The sequence below is a fragment of the Paenibacillus catalpae genome (assembly GCF_900112695.1).
Taxonomy (GTDB): Bacteria; Bacillota; Bacilli; order Paenibacillales; family Paenibacillaceae; genus Pristimantibacillus; species Pristimantibacillus catalpae.
Map to the genome: position 1 here is coordinate 371,349 of NZ_FOMT01000004.1, position 15,124 is coordinate 386,472.

Sequence of the window (15,124 nt, forward strand, 5' to 3'; positions counted from 1 at the left end):
TTCAAAATTAACCCTCCTCCCATATCTCAGAAACACAAGAAATTTCCGATATACTCAGTATGAGCCCAAAATACTGGGTTTTGCAATGCGTTGTCGTCATGACATCCCTTGCATTCTAAAGAGAAAGGAATAAAGATGATGAAAAAGAAAATCGCAGGCATTGCGTTAGCTATACTTCTTTGCTCTTACGCATCACTTAGCTTTGCCAGCACAAAGACATCCGCGGATTTTACTGATCTTAAGGATTTGGATGCGGCAACTAAAGCCAAGTTCGATGCCATGATCAGCGCGGGAATCTTCGACGGCGTCTCGGACACCAGCTTTGGTCTGAAGGAGGAAATGAACCGCGCCCAGTTCGCGAAGGTCGCTTCACTCGTCATGGCCCTCAAGACGGACGATTCATTGAAGACATCCAGCTTCAAGGATGTGAAAGCTGATGATGCGGCTAACGGCTACGCCCTTCCGTACATTGAAGCGCTTAAAGCCGCAGGAGTTACGGAGGGCTACGGAGCAGGCGTTTACGATCCGGCAGGCAAAGTAACGAAGGAACAGCTTGCCACGTTCCTGGTCAGAGTTCTAGGCAAGGATGCTGATGCAAAAGCCAAGGACGGCACGGATACAACCGTATCGGATTGGGCGCAGGGTTATGTCGCGCTGGCCCTTGAGTTAAAGCTGCTGAATAATGGCGATGACGGAAAATTTGGCGGAAAAACCAATGCAACACGTGACTTGCTGCTAACAGGTTCGTACGAAACGAAGCAGCAATATGTACCGCCAACACCAAGCCCAACTCCTACACCAACACCGGTATATACATCGCCGCCGGTGAATACTGAGCAGCCGAGCGTATCTCCAAGTGACGACACTAGTGGTGAAAATGGTAGCGAAAACGGCGGTGATAACGGTGGCGAGCAGCCAGGCGATGGCTCCGGCGAGCAACCGGGCGACGGCTCCGGCGAGCAGCCGGGCGACGGCTCCGGCGAGCAGCCAGGCGACGGCTCCGGCGAGCAGCCAGGCGACGGCTCCGGCGAGCAACCGGGCGACGGCTCCGGCGAGCAGCCGGGCGACGGCTCCGGCGAGCAACCGTGCGACGGCTCCGGCGAGCAGCCGGGCGACGGCTCCGGCGAAATCCCTGGCAGCGGCAATGGCGACGATTTGCCGATAACCGATCCTACCGGAGGTTGTCAGGCAATTGGTTGTGAGGTTATTATCCCTCCTGGTTGGGGTGGTTAAAAAAACAACGGTGCTAATCGCACCGTTGTTTTTGCTTTAGCCCTCCCGATAGTACGACAGTACCCAGCACACACCGTTCCGGTCTGTCACGATTGCCAAATAACCATTAAACGGTGCTTCATACATCTCGGCCTGAATCGTTCCGCTCCCCGCAAACTCATCATATATCCTTCTGAATGTTTCTTCCGTGTCGATCTTCAAAAATACTCTAACGTAATCGCCCTTCAAGGCAGGCTTCGCTGCTTGGGTATCCGCAAACTTAAGAGATGTTCCCTCTACATGAAGATCCGCATTAAGAACCACGTCCCCCTGCTGGCGCAGAATTACGATTTCACCGCCAAAGACACTTTGATAATACTTTATTTCCTCTTTGCAATTGTCCACTGCGATAAACGGCTGTGCAATCATGCTAACCATCCTCCCTTAGTCCGTCAAATTATGAAGGACATTCTTTAACAGCGTTAACAATAAGCTATACTCTTCGTCGCTAATCCCTCTCCGGGTCTTGCTCTTGATCCGGTTCAGCGCTTCCTGCACCTTCGGTACCACTTCATGGCCCGCTTCTGTCAAATAAAGCAGATGGTAACGGTTATCCGCCGGATCCGGCTCCCTGCGCACATACCCTTCCGCTTCCAGCTTGGCGACAGCCTTGGCCGTTGTCGTCTTGTCAATAAGCAGCTTCTCGCTTAATGCCTTCTGCGTAACCGGCTGCCGAGAGGCAATCGCCATCAGAAAAATATACTGGCCGCTTCCGATCCGATATGGCGCCAGCTCGGCTGAAATGAGTACCTGCATATGTCGGTAGATTGCCGAGATGTATTGTCCGTGCGATTCCGATGCATGCTCATGCCCTTTATTCCAATGCCCGCTCAGAGGATCCCTCCTCGAAAATAGAATGTTATTGCAACTAATTTAATCTCATCATATGCCAAATAGAATGTTATTGCAACTAATTTTATGCAACATTTTCCACATTCTAAAAAGAGGCCGTTACATCTTCCCTCTGCGTCCTGAACGAATCAACACGTACAGCGCAAACACCAGAAGCACAGCAGCAAGTACATAAGCTGACCGGGCGATAACAGGATGATCTCCATTATTGATCCCGATCGCAATAAACGCCCAAACGAACACCGCCGTATAGGCCCAGTCCCGATAACGGATGCCAACACGAAAGGCAAGCAAGGCTGCCGCCGCCAGCATGATAAATGTCCACGCCTCTTCAGAGAGACCCAAGCGGTTCCAATCTGAGGCGTAAAGAGCAACTGAAATGTTCACGATACTGGCGACGCAGATCCAGCCCAAGTAAAGGCTGAACGGCAGTCTTACCCACAAACGGTCTGCCAGCGATATGGAGTTCTTGGAGACATGCTGAATCCCGAGATATAGGATGATCAGCGACACCAGCAGAGCAAGCATAATCGTCACGCTGCTTGCCAGCTTTTCCAAATGCCACACCACAAGCCAAGCTGCATTAAACAAACAACTTTGAGACTTGCCTTCCCTCTTGCGGTGAACGAGTATATAACAAAGCCAAGCAGCAACGCGTAAATAACCGACCATATGCCAAACGCATAACCCGCCGGTTGAATCAGTACGGGATACCGGGCTGCAATCTCCCCTGTTGTTTGACCTCCAATCGGGATACTTTCCGAGAGAAAATTCATAATAAGTACAAGGCTTAGTCCAATGGCATTTATCCAGCGCATCGATCGATTCATCAAGCAATCCTCCATTCAGCCTTCAACCTAATAAGGATATACACCATATTATTGGACATCCCGTGCCTTTATTAATCTATTTTGTTTTTCTCCACTAAGAATGATCAGTAAAAAATAATTCTTTACCGATCGTTCTCAATATGGTATTCTTGTTTTCGAAAGGAGGCGTGAACACTTGGCCAGAAACAAAGAGTTTGATGAAGATGCTGTCCTGCTGAAGGCAATGAAGCTATTCTGGGCGCAAGGCTACGAGAAAACCTCCATGCAGGATCTCGTCGATCATATGGGCATTCACAGACGGAGCATTTACGACACTTTCGGCGATAAGCATGCTTTATATATACGGGCTTTGAAACGTTATAGCGATACGGTCTGGAAGTCCATTGAACAACGGGCGAACAATTCCTTCACAGCCAAAGCTGCCATCCGTTCTCTGATGGAAGCAGCGATAGCACAACATGAGGAGCGTCCGCAAGGCTGCTTGATGGTCAATACAGCCGTGGAACTGGCCGTGCATGACAACGAGCTTGAAGCATATGTCAGCCAAAGCTGGGCAGTTACAGAAGAACTGATACACGATCTGATTGTAAAAGGCCAGCAGGCTGGAGAGCTGTCTGCAGCACTTGATGCGAATGTTTTAGCCTCCTACTTCAACAATGCACTGACAGGACTTCGGGTAATGGTCAAGACCCCATACAATAGAGACAAATTACAACAAATTATTGAAACAACGATTTCTATTCTAGATTAATTTTTTTTGAATATTCTAGAACAATCATTCCCATAATAAAATTAAAGGAGCAGTGATTACAATGGGTAAATTAAACGGAAAAGTAGCTTTGATTACAGGCGGCAGCAGCGGAATCGGGCTGGCAACGGCTAAAAGATTTATCGAAGAAGGCGCAAAAGTCGTTATTACAGGCCGGAATCAGGATTCTTTAACAGCAGCAGTAAATGAGCTTGGCAAAGAGCATGCACGGGCTGTTCAGGCGGAGGCAGCAGATCCGGCCGGTTCAGAGAAGGCCGTTGCAGCAGCCATTGAACAATTTGGCAGACTGGACATCGTCTTTGCGAATGCCGGTGTTGCAGGCGGTACGCCGCTTGGAGATACGAAGCTGGAAGACTTTGAACACATTTTGAAGGTTAACGTGACCGGTGTCTTCTTCACCGTGCAGGCCGCTGTTCCTTATTTACAAGCAGGCGCTTCGGTTATTCTTGTTGGCTCCGTCCTTGCCACAACCGGCGGATTGACCCGAGCAGCTTATGCCGCCAGCAAGGGCGCTGTGACCAGCATGGCAAGAGTGTTCGCCTCCGAGCTGTCTCCGCGCGGCATCCGGGTAAATACCGTTGTGCCAGGGGCAACAAAAACCCCGATCTGGGGAGCTTCAGGCGCTGAGCAAATGGCTAAGCTGGAAGCAGGTCTCTCCAAATCCATTCCGCTCGGCCGTCTCGGGGAACCCGAGGAAATCGCGAATGCCGTATTGTTCCTGGCTTCGGATGAATCCTCCTTCGTTCAGGCAGCCGAGCTGCAAGTCGACGGCGGTGCCGACGGAGCACCGTTTGGCGCTCCGATCTATCGCCAATAATCATCTCATTGAGGATGAAGAGTAAAAAAATAGAGCAACGGCGCTTCCCACGCCGTTGCTCTATTTACTGTTCCTATTCCTATTTATCCGTAATAAGTCCCTTCGTAATCGTCACTAGGATAAGCCCGGCGACCAGAATAACGGCCCATGCCGCAAAAGATGCCCAGCCTTCCGGGAGCAGCCCCAGGAATTGATACTTCAGCGGCTTGCCAAAGAGCGCTCGAATAAGCGGCTGTGCAAGGGTAGCAATACCTACCATACTCAGGACAATCCCAGCAATTTGCAATCCGTCGTTTTTAATTTTCCTCATGTCCCTCACTCCTTGTCGCAATGGTAAACGTCCGGATGGTTTCCTTGATGGTTCCATCAAGATCATCCATTGCATTCATCGCAATACGCCCACTTAACTGATCTATAGCACTGCTAACAAGCATCGCCATTAGCTCAGGCCGAAAAATCCTGAAGCTTTTCTCTTCATATTGACCATATTGAAAAATTTCAATAAGCGGCTGGTAAATTTGGTTATCCTTGTCCGAGAAAGTCAGCTCGCCATCCTTATTTCGGTGGTTAGCGATAATGTGTATGATGGCCAAAGTCCCAAGCCGATTCTCGGCCACATAGCGCAGATTGCTATCGATATAGCTTTCCAACGCTTCGGGTGCTGTTTTATCAATGACCATATGTCTGGCCATATACTCCGCTGCATCATGAAAGTAGCCTTCCACAAGCTGATTAAAAATAAGATCCTTTTGCGGAAAATGGTACGTTACCACGCCTTTGCTGATGTTCAAATGTTCGGCGATCACACCAAGCGAAAAGCCGGCGTAGCCGAATTTGGCTATAAGCTCTTGTGACGCCTGCAGTATCTTTTCCCGTGTTCCCTTCATGCTCTTTCATCCTCGCGATTCACTGAGATCAGTTGATATTAATTACTTTAGTACGATCGAGCTAATTTTGCAACCAAATTTCGTACGATCGAGCGAATTCATTCCAACGAAATGCAATAAGTAAAAAAGAAAACCGTGTCCCTCCATGAGGAACACGGTTGTTCACGATGACAGCCCGGAGCGCACCCATTCTATAAAGGCCGCTGCCGCCGGCCGGAGCTGCTTGCCCTTCAGGTAAATAAAGCCTTGATGAACGGGCTGTGGCACAGGGAAATCAATCGCAATCAGCTTCCCTGACCTTAACTCCTCCTCCACATTCACTTTTGGAAGCAAAGATATGCCAAACCCCGATTGAACCATACGTTTAATCAGCTCGACGCTCGGGAAGCTTCTGCGATCATGTACCGCATACCCTGCTTCACGGAGGGAAGACTCGCCAAGCTCGTGATACAAGCAGGCATTCCCGTAGCTGATGTAGACCTGCTTCCCGCCTGCCCTTCCACCCGGGGCTCCTACCCAGACTAATTCTTCAACGAGAAGCGGCTCAAATACGAGACTTTCGTGCTCTGGATCGCGGGGAACAATCCCCAGGTCATCCTTCTGCTCAAGTACATGGCTGCAAATATCCTCCATAAACCCCGTCGAGAGCTGCAGCTCAACATCCGGGTATTGCTCTGCATAGGAGGCAAGCAGATCCGGCAGCCTGGTCACGCAATAGGCTTCTAATGCCCGAACCTTCAGCACCCCGCGCGGCTGCTCCGTACGAAGAAGATCCTCCTCCAAGGCCAGGCTTAATGCCGCAAATTGCCTCGCAAACCGGGCCAATGCAGCTCCCGCTTCCGTAGGCTCAACACCGCGAGGCAGACGGTCAAACAGCTTCTTGCCGCTTGCTTTCTCCAGCTGAGCAATATGAGTGGTCACGGTGGACTGTACATAGCCCAATTTATCGGCTGCCCGGCTGAAATTCTTCTCTTCCATGACCGTGAGAAACGTACGAAGCGATCTTCCGTCCCATTGATCCAGCACTATACCGCCTCCTATGGTATTTCATTTTAAAATGATAACAATCATATATATTCATTTTTAAAATAGTTAAGCTCATGATACCATCGAAGCATTCGATCGTAAAGGAGAGCTGATGCTTCATGTTTGACCGCATAATCCGCTTCCTATGGCCCGCTATAGGTGCTTTTGCTGCCGTCTTACTCTTATTCCTGTTTGAAAACACGACTGGACTTGCGCTGTTAATGGCTCCATTCGGTGCCTCCTGCGTCATTGTATTCGCCCTTCCGGATAGTCCTCTGGCTAAGCCCCGCAATGTAATCGGGGGCCATTTCATCAGCACATTGACCGGTCTCGTTTTCCTGCACGCGTTTGGCCATCATGCTTGGACCTTGGCCGCAGCGGCATCGTTATCGATTGTCTTCATGCAGTTAACCAAGACCCTTCATCCGCCGGCCGGCGCTGACCCGCTTGTCGTTATCCTGTCCGGGGCAGACTGGTCTTTCCTGGTCACCCCGGTCTTGGCCGGATCGCTGCTCCTTGTCGGATTAAGCGCTGTGTACCGCCTTTTTCAGAGGTTATCGCAAGATCAACAAGCCAAAGCGAGGGTTGTTCCAAATAAAGGAGTGAAACCTCAATAGCCTTTTTTACGTAGAACATGTAAGGCTCATTTCTCGCATAAGCTCAGTCATGGCATAGCAGATCGAATAATGAAGGGAGGCGTCATTCATGAGAACAACACATTCTGCAGGTCGTTTGACGCTGCTCCTCTTCCTGCTTGGAGCATTTATTCTATTCAGCATGCCAACCATGATGCTCGGCAACTTTGATGCCTCGAAATCAAGCAGAGCCCACATCGAGCACAGCCTCCCGAACAGCATGAAAGCAGTTAAACGGGTCACCGTGTCTCCTGCCAGCAAGCTGCTCCTGATGGCTGCACTGCTGGCTGTGATTTACAGCTGGATTAGTTACCCTCGCCTGTTTCCGCAGGTCAAGCGTGTTTTTCTGCTCCCCTTCTTGTTCTTGCAGCGGCTCAAACGCCTGCTCATGCCCCTCAAGCTGACGACATCCTATTCGATCGTTTAAGGACAATTCGCGCATGTCTTCCGTTGATCCATAAAGCGGAGGTCTGGTTTGTGTTGCCCGTCAAACTGACGAATGGAATTTCGATCATACTCGAGGAGGTACTTTCCTATGAATATCCGTGAAATCGACTTGCCCGGCATCGGGAAAAAATTTCAAATGAACACCCGCAGCGGCGATCAGCTTGTGATCATCGTTCATAACGACGGCCGCCGGGAATGCTATCATTTCCACCACGACAACCCGGAATCCAGCATCTCCATGATTACCCTTGATGACGACGAAGCCCGTATGGCTGCCGCCATGATTGGCGGCATGACCTATAAACCCAAGATGCTCGAGACCATCGAGGTCGCACTCGACGAGCTCATTATTGAGTGGTACAAACTTGAGGCTCATTATGCCTGCATCGGCAAGACCATCGGAGAGCTTAATATCCGCAAAAATACAGGAACAACCGTTATTGCCCTGCTCGCCCCAAATCATGCCAAACAGATCAATCCGGGGCCAGAGGTTGTGCTGGCCGCTGATCATACCATCGTTGTTGCCGGAGAACGGGCGCAGCATAAAGAACTGAAAAAAATCCTCATGAATGGATGTGATTAATCGCCATGGATCACATCATATTAGAGGTTGGCCTCGCTATTGCCCTTATCGCCGTGGCTGGTTTGCTGTCGGCAAAAATCAGGTTTTCCGTCATTCCGTTCTATATTTTGATCGGGATGGCCGTTGGTCCTCACTCGGTTGAGCTGTGGCATTTCGACTTCCGTTTTATCGAAAGCGCTCCTCTCATCGAGTTCATGGGCAGACTTGGCGTCCTGTTCCTGCTCTTCTATCTTGGACTGGAATTCTCCGTCGGACGCCTGATCAAGTCCGGCCGCTCTATCGCGGTCGGCGGAACGATCTATATCGCCATCAACTTTACTCTCGGCCTGCTGTTCGGATGGATGAGCGGCTTTCCTTTTCAAGAGACTCTCGTTATTGCCGGAATCACAACCATTTCCTCCAGTGCAATCGTCGCTAAAGTGTTGGTTGATCTGAAACGCACAGCCAATCCGGAGACGGAAATGATCCTTGGGATCATTATGTTTGAGGATGTATTCCTGGCTGTCTATATCTCGGTTCTGTCCGGCCTCGTCCTAAGCGGTTCGACCTCAATAGGCGGCATCGTGTTATCCACTGTAATCGCCCTTGTCTTCATGCTTGCCCTGCTTACCCTTGGCCGCAAGGCAGCACCGATGCTGAACAAGCTGCTCAATATCCGGTCCAATGAGCTGTTTGCGCTTGTGATATTCGCCGGACTATTCCTGGTTGCGGGCCTCTCCGAGACGATTCATGTCGCAGAAGCCATTGGCGCCTTGTTGTTTGGCCTCGTGCTTGCCGAGACCGAGCATATGAAGCGGATCGAGAAGCTGATTCTCCCCTTCCGGGATTTCTTCGGCGCCGTCTTCTTCTTCAGCTTTGGCCTGACGATTGATCCAACCGCCTTAGGCGGAGCCGTATGGCTGTCATTGGCTGCCGTTGCCGTCACGCTGATCGGCAATTTGACGGCCGGGATGCTTGCCGGGCGCAGCGCGGGACTGTCTCCCAAAGCTTCGGTCAATATCGGACTGACCATCGTATCACGCGGGGAGTTTTCCATCATTATGGCTAATCTCGCCAAGGCAGGCGCACTTATGGCCGTGATCCAGCCTTTCGCAGCCTTGTATGTCCTTATTCTCGCCATTCTGGGACCGCTCCTCACGAAGGAGAACAAAGCGATATTTAACATGCTGAACCGTCTATTCCGATGGGAACGCAAACAGGCGAGCCCTTCATCATCTGCAAAGTAACAGAAAGGGAGCAGTCCAATGCGGACTGCTCCCTTTTCGTAGACTGATCCTTAACGATCCAAAGATTTTCTGGCCTTAAACAGGCCGCTGATCCCGTCCCATACCATAGAGAGCGTGATGAATGCGGCAAGACCGTAGCTGCTTTTATCCCATATACTCTCGAGTGAATCGGAATCCGCTTTAACCCCAAGCGCGAATTTCTCAATAAAAGCATCGGTAAATAAATCGCCATTAAGAAAAAAAGCACAGATAAAGACGATGATGCACACATCAAACAGGACATTCATCCAGGCTGTACGCATAGACCACTTTTGTTGAATCAGCTTAAGCACCGCGATAACGATGCCAAACACGGATAAAGCCAGAACAAATGGTACGTAAGCCCTTAGCACCTCCGCGTTAAACAGCGGGGTAATATCCCATTCACCATCTGCCTTACTATACCAGCCCAGCAAATCCGGATAAAAGCAAATGACGATAGCGAAGAAGACACTGATCACAATCGAGAAAATCGGTTCGGTCTTGTCAATGGACCGGGAGTTCATGACCTGGACCGCTTCCAAGTCTTTAATTGTCCAAGGCTTTCCCGTATAAGGCCATTGCGAATACTTCGTATCCACGCGTTCCAGGAGGGCAAAGATCAGAGTAACGCAACCAAATACGACAAACACCGCTTGAAATGCCATCACAATCGTCTGAACGATCATCCGGACGAGAAGATCGATTGGGCTATCCCCCTGAGCGTCCGTAAGAACGGTCACAATCGCAGCAAAAGGAATGACGATTGCGGCTACAATCGAAACAATCTTCAAAACGTACATGTAATTGGCATAGCGTTCGGGGCTGATAAGGTAACGCTTCGGCTCGTAATATTGTGCCGCCAAGTCAGCAGGATTGCCAAGCGATAACAACACCTGATGAACGTCTGCTTCCTCATATTCGTCGGGCAGCATGTCTTGAATGTTCACACGCAGTTCCCGTTCCACTTCCGCCCTTGATTTCTCCGGCAGCCTCTTGACCACAGCGGATACATAACGGTCAATGATCTCCATTGTCTTCCCCTCCTAAGAGTTGTTCGATTTGGCGGGTCATACTCCGCCAGTTGTCGCTCAGCTTCTTGAAAATTTCATTGCCGGTCGCGCTAAGCGTGTAGTACTTCCGGGGACGGCTTTCTGCCGTATCCCAATCGCTCGTCAAGATGCCTTGCTTCTCCAAACGCCGCAGCAGCGGATACAATGTGCCCGCTTCGATGTCGACATGCTTATCGACCAAGTCCTGGAGAAGAGAGTAGCCGTATTTGGGTGTCTGCAATTGGCTTAGAACGGCCAGTGTGAGAGTTCCGCGCTTCAACTCCACTTCGAGAGCAGCTAGTAGTTCATCATAGGGAGCCATTTAATCACCTCTTGAGCTCATTATACTGTACGACATACAATATTGCCACAATTATAATAAAATAAAGTTTATAATATTTTGCTTTTAAAGCTGAATCCATTTAAAAAGCCGTTAAGCCTATAAAAAATTAACCGCATAACAAATAAGACCGCATTCCCTAGGACGGGGAATACGGTCTATTATTCAGGTGGGCCAGTTAAACGGCCGGTCTCCCCGCTCATTCGTTGCGAAAAATGGTAGCTCCAAGCACATCCAGCGCTTCAGATATCCGCGCCACTTCTTCATCGGACGCATGCTCAATCTGCTGCAGAAACAGCTTTCTCATATGCTCGAATGCCAAGCCCATCCTCTCCTCACCAAGCGAAGAAAGCCGGATGTACTGTTTTCTGCGATCCTCCCCGTCCCCGGTCTTCTCGCATAAGCCTTTTTCCGTCAGTTTGCGGATCTCGCGGCTGGTATTGGGCATCGAGATCCCTTTGCATTCGCTGATCTCGCTTAAAGTGATCGGCTGCTTGACCGATAGAAACTCCAATATCTCGTATTGAAGAGGGGTTATATCGTCCATCGGCAAATCTTTCGTCATATCGTAATGCAGTTGGTGGGAGGCCGCAATGTGGGAGATCATTTGCCGGAACACCGTATCCTTTGAAACCATAGTAGACATCTCCTTATTAACCGTGCTCAAACTTCAAAGTTATTATCAAATAATAATTGTCTATTGACAACAATTTACGGAACATGATACCTTCTTATCAAATGATAACAAAGAAGGTGTCCTATGAAAACCCTTATTGTCTACACGCATCCGAATCATCATAGTCTCAGCTACTCTTTTCTGCAGAAAACGATTCAAGGCCTGCAAGAAAACACTCAGGTAGAGGAAATCCAGGTGCTGGACCTGTACGCCGAATCGTTTGATCCGCTGCTTGTGTTCAACGAACAGAAGCGAAGACGCGATATGCATGCAGATCCGGAGCTCGAAAAACACCGCAATCAGCTGCTATGGGCGGAGAAGATCGTTTTTGTCTATCCGATCTGGTGGGGACGGCCGCCGGCTATGCTGCTTGGTTATATTGACCGGATGTTCGCTTCGAATTTTGCCTACCGCGATAATGGAAGCCTCCTGCCGGAAGGCCTCCTGAAGGGTAAGTCGGTCGTCTGCGTCTCGACAATGAAAGGCCCGTCGCTGTATCCGCTGTTCTGGCTGAACAATGCCCATAAAGTATTAATGCGTAAAGCACTCTTCCGTTATGTAGGAATCAAGAAAGTGAAGTTTTTTGAATTCGGGGGCATGGAGAAAGCGCAAGGCAAGCAGGAGCAGAAGCTGGAACGGATTTATCGTTATTTTAAGGCGGTTGCGCAATAATTCAAAAAAGGCAGCATGCGATGAAACCCATCGCAGCTGCCTTTCAATCTAAAAGGGTTCAGAGCCCAAGGCTCCGTTACACATCGTACTCCAGTTCCTTCCGCGCCCTGGCGATCCACTCCAGAGGGGTTGGCGTTTCTTCCGGATTGTACTCATAAGCACCCATCTTAAGGTTTAGCTCAAAACGGTTGCGGCTGGACCTCTCCGACTCGTTTATCTCAACAAGCCTGCTGCGCAGCCTATTCATCACAATATCGGCTCCGCCCCGGTCCGTGAACAGCAGAAGCCCCCAAGTCGGGTTATCCTGGCTCAGCATGTAGAGCGAATCATTGGCCCGAATGCTGGTCTGGCTAATCGTTGTAATGTTGTAGACAGCAGCATTCAGCTGCTCCTCGCCGATCATGCGTCTGAGCTCATGCCAGTACTTGACGTTCAGGACGAGCAAGGTCAATGGAATCTTATACCGATCGGACAACGCCATAAATACCGTTGTATCCTTTTGGAAGGACAACATATTTTTCAAATTCGTATTCTCATCCATCGTTGCCAGAGAAGCATTCTTCTTCGTCAGCATATCGTTCTGCTCCTGCAGCTGTTTGCTCGCCTGAGTGAACATCCAGGTGACGGCAGTGAACACCGGAGTCATGAAGAGCCAGAAATAGCTTTGAACCGTTACGACATCTCCCTGCACAACCGTCCGATAGATGGTGAACGTACCGTAGCCGAACACGAACAAAATGTTCAGGATAAGCCCGGTCGTGATCGTTGTGAAATAGGTGATGATCGCGATAAGGAAGGCCACATTCAAGAAAATAATGTTATACAAATAAAGATTCGGATCTCGCGCCGTAAACAGGATGCTGACAAAGCACGCGATGAACAGAAGCAGGAAGCCCCCGTCCGAAATCAGGCTTGAGTTACGCCTCATCATTCCTACCCCCTCCTCCGCTTCGTCTTCCGATGCTTGCGAACGAGAAGGACAAGCGATACGAGCACGAGGACAAGCACAAGCATTATCGCGATCATAAAGCCGACAACGTCGCTCCGGTCAAGCACTTGGGTGAGTACAGCCGGCTCTTTGGGCTCCGCTTCCTTCTTGAACCGGAAAGCGTTAACCTGTCCATCCTTATCGACCATTGCCCCGTCACCGAAAATTTTATATAAGTTGGCCGAGTTGCCGACCAGCTTCGATGCTAAATAGACGTATTCGGAGCTGCTCCCCGTTATTGCCAGGAACCCATGCCCCTTGCCGTACGGCGAGTCGATAAGCTGAAGCGTCCCGACTCTCTTCCCGTAACCTTCTTCAATGCTGATCTTCTCATTAGACTGGAAGCCTTCGCCCGTCCCGTCATATCGGAAATACAGCTTGTCGTTGTTATCCCGGATGTAGCGGTTATCGGCATAGGAGCCAATCGCGATAATTTGCCGGTCCTTCAGCTCGCTTTCCGCTACCTCATCCGTATAGAAGCGGATTTCGCCGGTATTGGAGGCTGCGAATTGACCCATCAGATTAAACAGATTGGAAATCGCCGCATACGTATAGTTGTCGCGGGCTTGCGGCAGCACAACGGCAACCCGGTTAAAGCTGCCGTCCCGCAGGAACGGATAAGGATAGTTGTTGAACAGCATATCCGTGCGGTCTTTCGTGTTCAGCTGGAGCACCGAATCTTTGGAGACGAATGCCCATGGCATTTGATCCTGATTCCCGGTACACACCGCATTCTTGATCTCCAAATCGAAAGCCGTCGTGATCGTGAAGTTACCCGAAATCCCCAGGTTCTTCGGAATGGTCAGCTCGAGGTTATCGCCTCCCGCACGTTCGGCGGTCAGCTTCTTGCTGCCGATTGGAACATTGTTCACAAGCACCGTAATCATCGAACGGTCAAAGTCCAAATTCGTCGCATATCGGAAATCAAGACTTAGCTTGCTCGCTTCTGCAATAGAGCGGTTGCTTGGCAGCGTGATGAAATAGTTTTTCTCCCGATGCGATGGACCGGTCAGCTTGTCCCCCGAACCCGTCAATGGGAAGTACCGACTGATGTTTAAGGCCGGCGTATTGACCTCTGTCGTCTCGCTCACAAGCTTCGACGATCCTTGCAATTGCTCCATTAACGCCGAATTGCCAATGAACCGTCCGGCCTTCTTCAGCAATTCCGCATTGTCCGACGTTGCCACCAGCAGAGAGGAAGTGCCGCTTTGGATAAGCTGAATCAAAGCCTTATCCTGCAGTGAGGTTTCATTCAGCTTCGCGCGCAGGTCTGACGGAAGATTTTTCGTTAGTCCAACGAGAATGCCAAGCGGTTTGTTCTTCACATTATCCGCACGGTAGGGCAAGAGAGGAATGATCCGCGAGGTATTCCCGCTTACTCCGGTCAATCCGGACAACGCGTATACGGCAGCTTCCGTTTCATTCAGATCTCCTGCTTCCGGTACGAATACCGCGGCATGTCCATCCTGGAGCGTATCCATGCCTATGAAGTGGCGGTTGAAATCGCTGATGCTCGCACCAACGGGCTTTACCCCATACTTTACGTCAACACCGGAGCTGTCGAAAATTTGCAGCCAGCTTCCTTGATCCTGCGTCGGGACACACATCTGGTCCGCGTTATTTTTGGTCTGGATAACCCCTTCAATCGTCAGCTCGTTAACACCGCTCTTGAGGTACTCAAGCGGGAGCCCGATCGTCCGCGTCACCTTCTGGTTCGTCTCGGTCCCCGGTCTTAACGTGTAGAACGGCTTGCCGTTTAGCTTTAGCGTAACGACCGATAAATCATTAACCGTAAGCTGCGATACTTTATAATCCAGCCGGAACGAGGCGCTTTCGACGTTCCAGTAATTCGGCACCTGAAAAAACTGCTGTGCATACGCATTGGTACCCATAAGCGATGTTTCCGGCATGGGAGTTTCATAAATCTTCTGCACCTGGTTAGCCGCTGCAGACAGCGTGCCTGCACCAGGTATAAGCAGCGCGACAACCAAGGCGATAACCCATGCCGCAAATCCAGCTCTTCTCTCCATACAT

20 protein-coding genes are annotated in these 15,124 nt (G+C 50.2%); 8 read left to right on the forward strand and 12 right to left on the reverse strand.

Annotation, left to right across the window (positions count from 1 at the left end; genetic code table 11):
* The first annotated feature begins 135 nt into the window (after positions 1 to 135).
* Positions 136 to 1,233 (forward strand): S-layer homology domain-containing protein, encoded by a 1,098-nt coding sequence (locus BM200_RS30460; RefSeq protein ID WP_245773094.1) that lies wholly within the window; start codon positions 136 to 138, stop codon positions 1,231 to 1,233.
* A gap of 36 nt (positions 1,234 to 1,269) precedes the next feature.
* On the opposite strand, the gene BM200_RS19445 is transcribed toward BM200_RS30460, so the two are convergent.
* The 4 genes from BM200_RS19445 to BM200_RS19460 all read right to left on the reverse strand — a co-directional run bounded on the left by BM200_RS19445 (position 1,270) and on the right by BM200_RS19460 (position 2,954).
* On the reverse strand, positions 1,270 to 1,641 hold the full coding sequence (locus BM200_RS19445; RefSeq protein ID WP_091188308.1) for a VOC family protein: 372 nt from the start codon (positions 1,639 to 1,641) through the stop codon (positions 1,270 to 1,272).
* Positions 1,642 to 1,656: 15 nt separating this feature from the next.
* Entirely contained in the window at positions 1,657 to 2,028 is a 372-nt protein-coding gene (locus tag BM200_RS19450) for a MarR family winged helix-turn-helix transcriptional regulator (protein ID WP_245773095.1), read from the reverse strand.
* Between the two features lie 195 nt (positions 2,029 to 2,223).
* Positions 2,224 to 2,682 (reverse strand): hypothetical protein, encoded by a 459-nt coding sequence (locus tag BM200_RS19455; protein WP_091188310.1) that lies wholly within the window; start codon positions 2,680 to 2,682, stop codon positions 2,224 to 2,226.
* Positions 2,658 to 2,954 (reverse strand): hypothetical protein, encoded by a 297-nt coding sequence (locus BM200_RS19460; RefSeq protein WP_091188311.1) that lies wholly within the window; start codon positions 2,952 to 2,954, stop codon positions 2,658 to 2,660. The genes BM200_RS19455 and BM200_RS19460 overlap by 25 nt, the downstream gene beginning before the upstream one ends.
* A gap of 175 nt (positions 2,955 to 3,129) precedes the next feature.
* Between BM200_RS19460 and BM200_RS19465 the strand changes: the two genes are divergently transcribed.
* Both BM200_RS19465 and BM200_RS19470 read left to right on the forward strand, forming a co-directional pair.
* The gene (locus tag BM200_RS19465) at positions 3,130 to 3,705 is read left to right on the forward strand and encodes a TetR/AcrR family transcriptional regulator (RefSeq protein ID WP_091188312.1); all 576 of its coding nucleotides are present in this window, start codon (positions 3,130 to 3,132) and stop codon (positions 3,703 to 3,705) included.
* 61 nt (positions 3,706 to 3,766) lie between these two features.
* A complete protein-coding gene (locus tag BM200_RS19470) occupies positions 3,767 to 4,540 on the forward strand; it encodes an SDR family NAD(P)-dependent oxidoreductase (RefSeq protein WP_091188313.1) in 774 nt (257 codons plus the stop codon).
* A 79-nt stretch (positions 4,541 to 4,619) separates the two neighbouring features.
* Here the strand turns inward: BM200_RS19470 and BM200_RS19475 are convergent, their stop codons facing one another.
* The 3 genes from BM200_RS19475 to BM200_RS19485 all read right to left on the reverse strand — a co-directional run bounded on the left by BM200_RS19475 (position 4,620) and on the right by BM200_RS19485 (position 6,453).
* Positions 4,620 to 4,850 (reverse strand): hypothetical protein, encoded by a 231-nt coding sequence (locus BM200_RS19475; protein ID WP_091188314.1) that lies wholly within the window; start codon positions 4,848 to 4,850, stop codon positions 4,620 to 4,622.
* Complete coding sequence (locus tag BM200_RS19480; RefSeq protein ID WP_091188315.1) at positions 4,837 to 5,427, reverse strand: TetR/AcrR family transcriptional regulator; 591 nt, start codon at positions 5,425 to 5,427, stop codon at positions 4,837 to 4,839. The genes BM200_RS19475 and BM200_RS19480 overlap by 14 nt, the downstream gene beginning before the upstream one ends.
* Before the next feature lie 162 nt (positions 5,428 to 5,589).
* Positions 5,590 to 6,453 carry a LysR family transcriptional regulator gene (locus tag BM200_RS19485; RefSeq protein ID WP_091188316.1) on the reverse strand — a complete coding sequence of 288 codons (864 nt, stop codon included), beginning with the start codon at positions 6,451 to 6,453 and terminating at the stop codon, positions 5,590 to 5,592.
* Between the two features lie 119 nt (positions 6,454 to 6,572).
* On the opposite strand from BM200_RS19485, the gene BM200_RS19490 reads away from it, so the two are divergent.
* From BM200_RS19490 to BM200_RS19505, 4 genes are all read left to right on the forward strand, one after another.
* Positions 6,573 to 7,070 (forward strand): HPP family protein, encoded by a 498-nt coding sequence (locus tag BM200_RS19490; protein ID WP_091188317.1) that lies wholly within the window; start codon positions 6,573 to 6,575, stop codon positions 7,068 to 7,070.
* An 88-nt stretch (positions 7,071 to 7,158) separates the two neighbouring features.
* Entirely contained in the window at positions 7,159 to 7,515 is a 357-nt protein-coding gene (locus tag BM200_RS19495) for a hypothetical protein (protein ID WP_091188318.1), read from the forward strand.
* Between the two features lie 108 nt (positions 7,516 to 7,623).
* Positions 7,624 to 8,118 carry a cation:proton antiporter regulatory subunit gene (locus tag BM200_RS19500; RefSeq protein ID WP_091188319.1) on the forward strand — a complete coding sequence of 165 codons (495 nt, stop codon included), beginning with the start codon at positions 7,624 to 7,626 and terminating at the stop codon, positions 8,116 to 8,118.
* 5 nt (positions 8,119 to 8,123) lie between these two features.
* A complete protein-coding gene (locus BM200_RS19505) occupies positions 8,124 to 9,344 on the forward strand; it encodes a cation:proton antiporter (RefSeq protein WP_091188320.1) in 1,221 nt (406 codons plus the stop codon).
* Between the two features lie 50 nt (positions 9,345 to 9,394).
* On the opposite strand, the gene BM200_RS19510 is transcribed toward BM200_RS19505, so the two are convergent.
* The 3 genes from BM200_RS19510 to BM200_RS19520 form a co-directional block, all read right to left on the reverse strand.
* On the reverse strand, positions 9,395 to 10,396 hold the full coding sequence (locus tag BM200_RS19510) for a hypothetical protein (protein WP_091188321.1): 1,002 nt from the start codon (positions 10,394 to 10,396) through the stop codon (positions 9,395 to 9,397).
* Complete coding sequence (locus tag BM200_RS19515) at positions 10,383 to 10,736, reverse strand: PadR family transcriptional regulator (protein ID WP_091188322.1); 354 nt, start codon at positions 10,734 to 10,736, stop codon at positions 10,383 to 10,385. The genes BM200_RS19510 and BM200_RS19515 overlap by 14 nt, the downstream gene beginning before the upstream one ends.
* A 217-nt stretch (positions 10,737 to 10,953) precedes the next feature.
* Entirely contained in the window at positions 10,954 to 11,391 is a 438-nt protein-coding gene (locus BM200_RS19520) for a MarR family winged helix-turn-helix transcriptional regulator (protein ID WP_091188323.1), read from the reverse strand.
* A gap of 123 nt (positions 11,392 to 11,514) precedes the next feature.
* On the opposite strand from BM200_RS19520, the gene BM200_RS19525 reads away from it, so the two are divergent.
* Positions 11,515 to 12,102: an NAD(P)H-dependent oxidoreductase gene (locus BM200_RS19525; protein WP_091188324.1), complete on the forward strand. Its 588-nt coding sequence runs from the start codon at positions 11,515 to 11,517 to the stop codon at positions 12,100 to 12,102.
* A gap of 76 nt (positions 12,103 to 12,178) precedes the next feature.
* Here the strand turns inward: BM200_RS19525 and BM200_RS19530 are convergent, their stop codons facing one another.
* Positions 12,179 to 13,033 (reverse strand): diguanylate cyclase domain-containing protein, encoded by an 855-nt coding sequence (locus BM200_RS19530; RefSeq protein ID WP_245773096.1) that lies wholly within the window; start codon positions 13,031 to 13,033, stop codon positions 12,179 to 12,181.
* 2 nt (positions 13,034 to 13,035) lie between these two features.
* Complete coding sequence (locus tag BM200_RS19535) at positions 13,036 to 15,120, reverse strand: cellulose biosynthesis cyclic di-GMP-binding regulatory protein BcsB (protein WP_091188325.1); 2,085 nt, start codon at positions 15,118 to 15,120, stop codon at positions 13,036 to 13,038.
* Between the last annotated feature and the right edge of the window lie 4 nt (positions 15,121 to 15,124).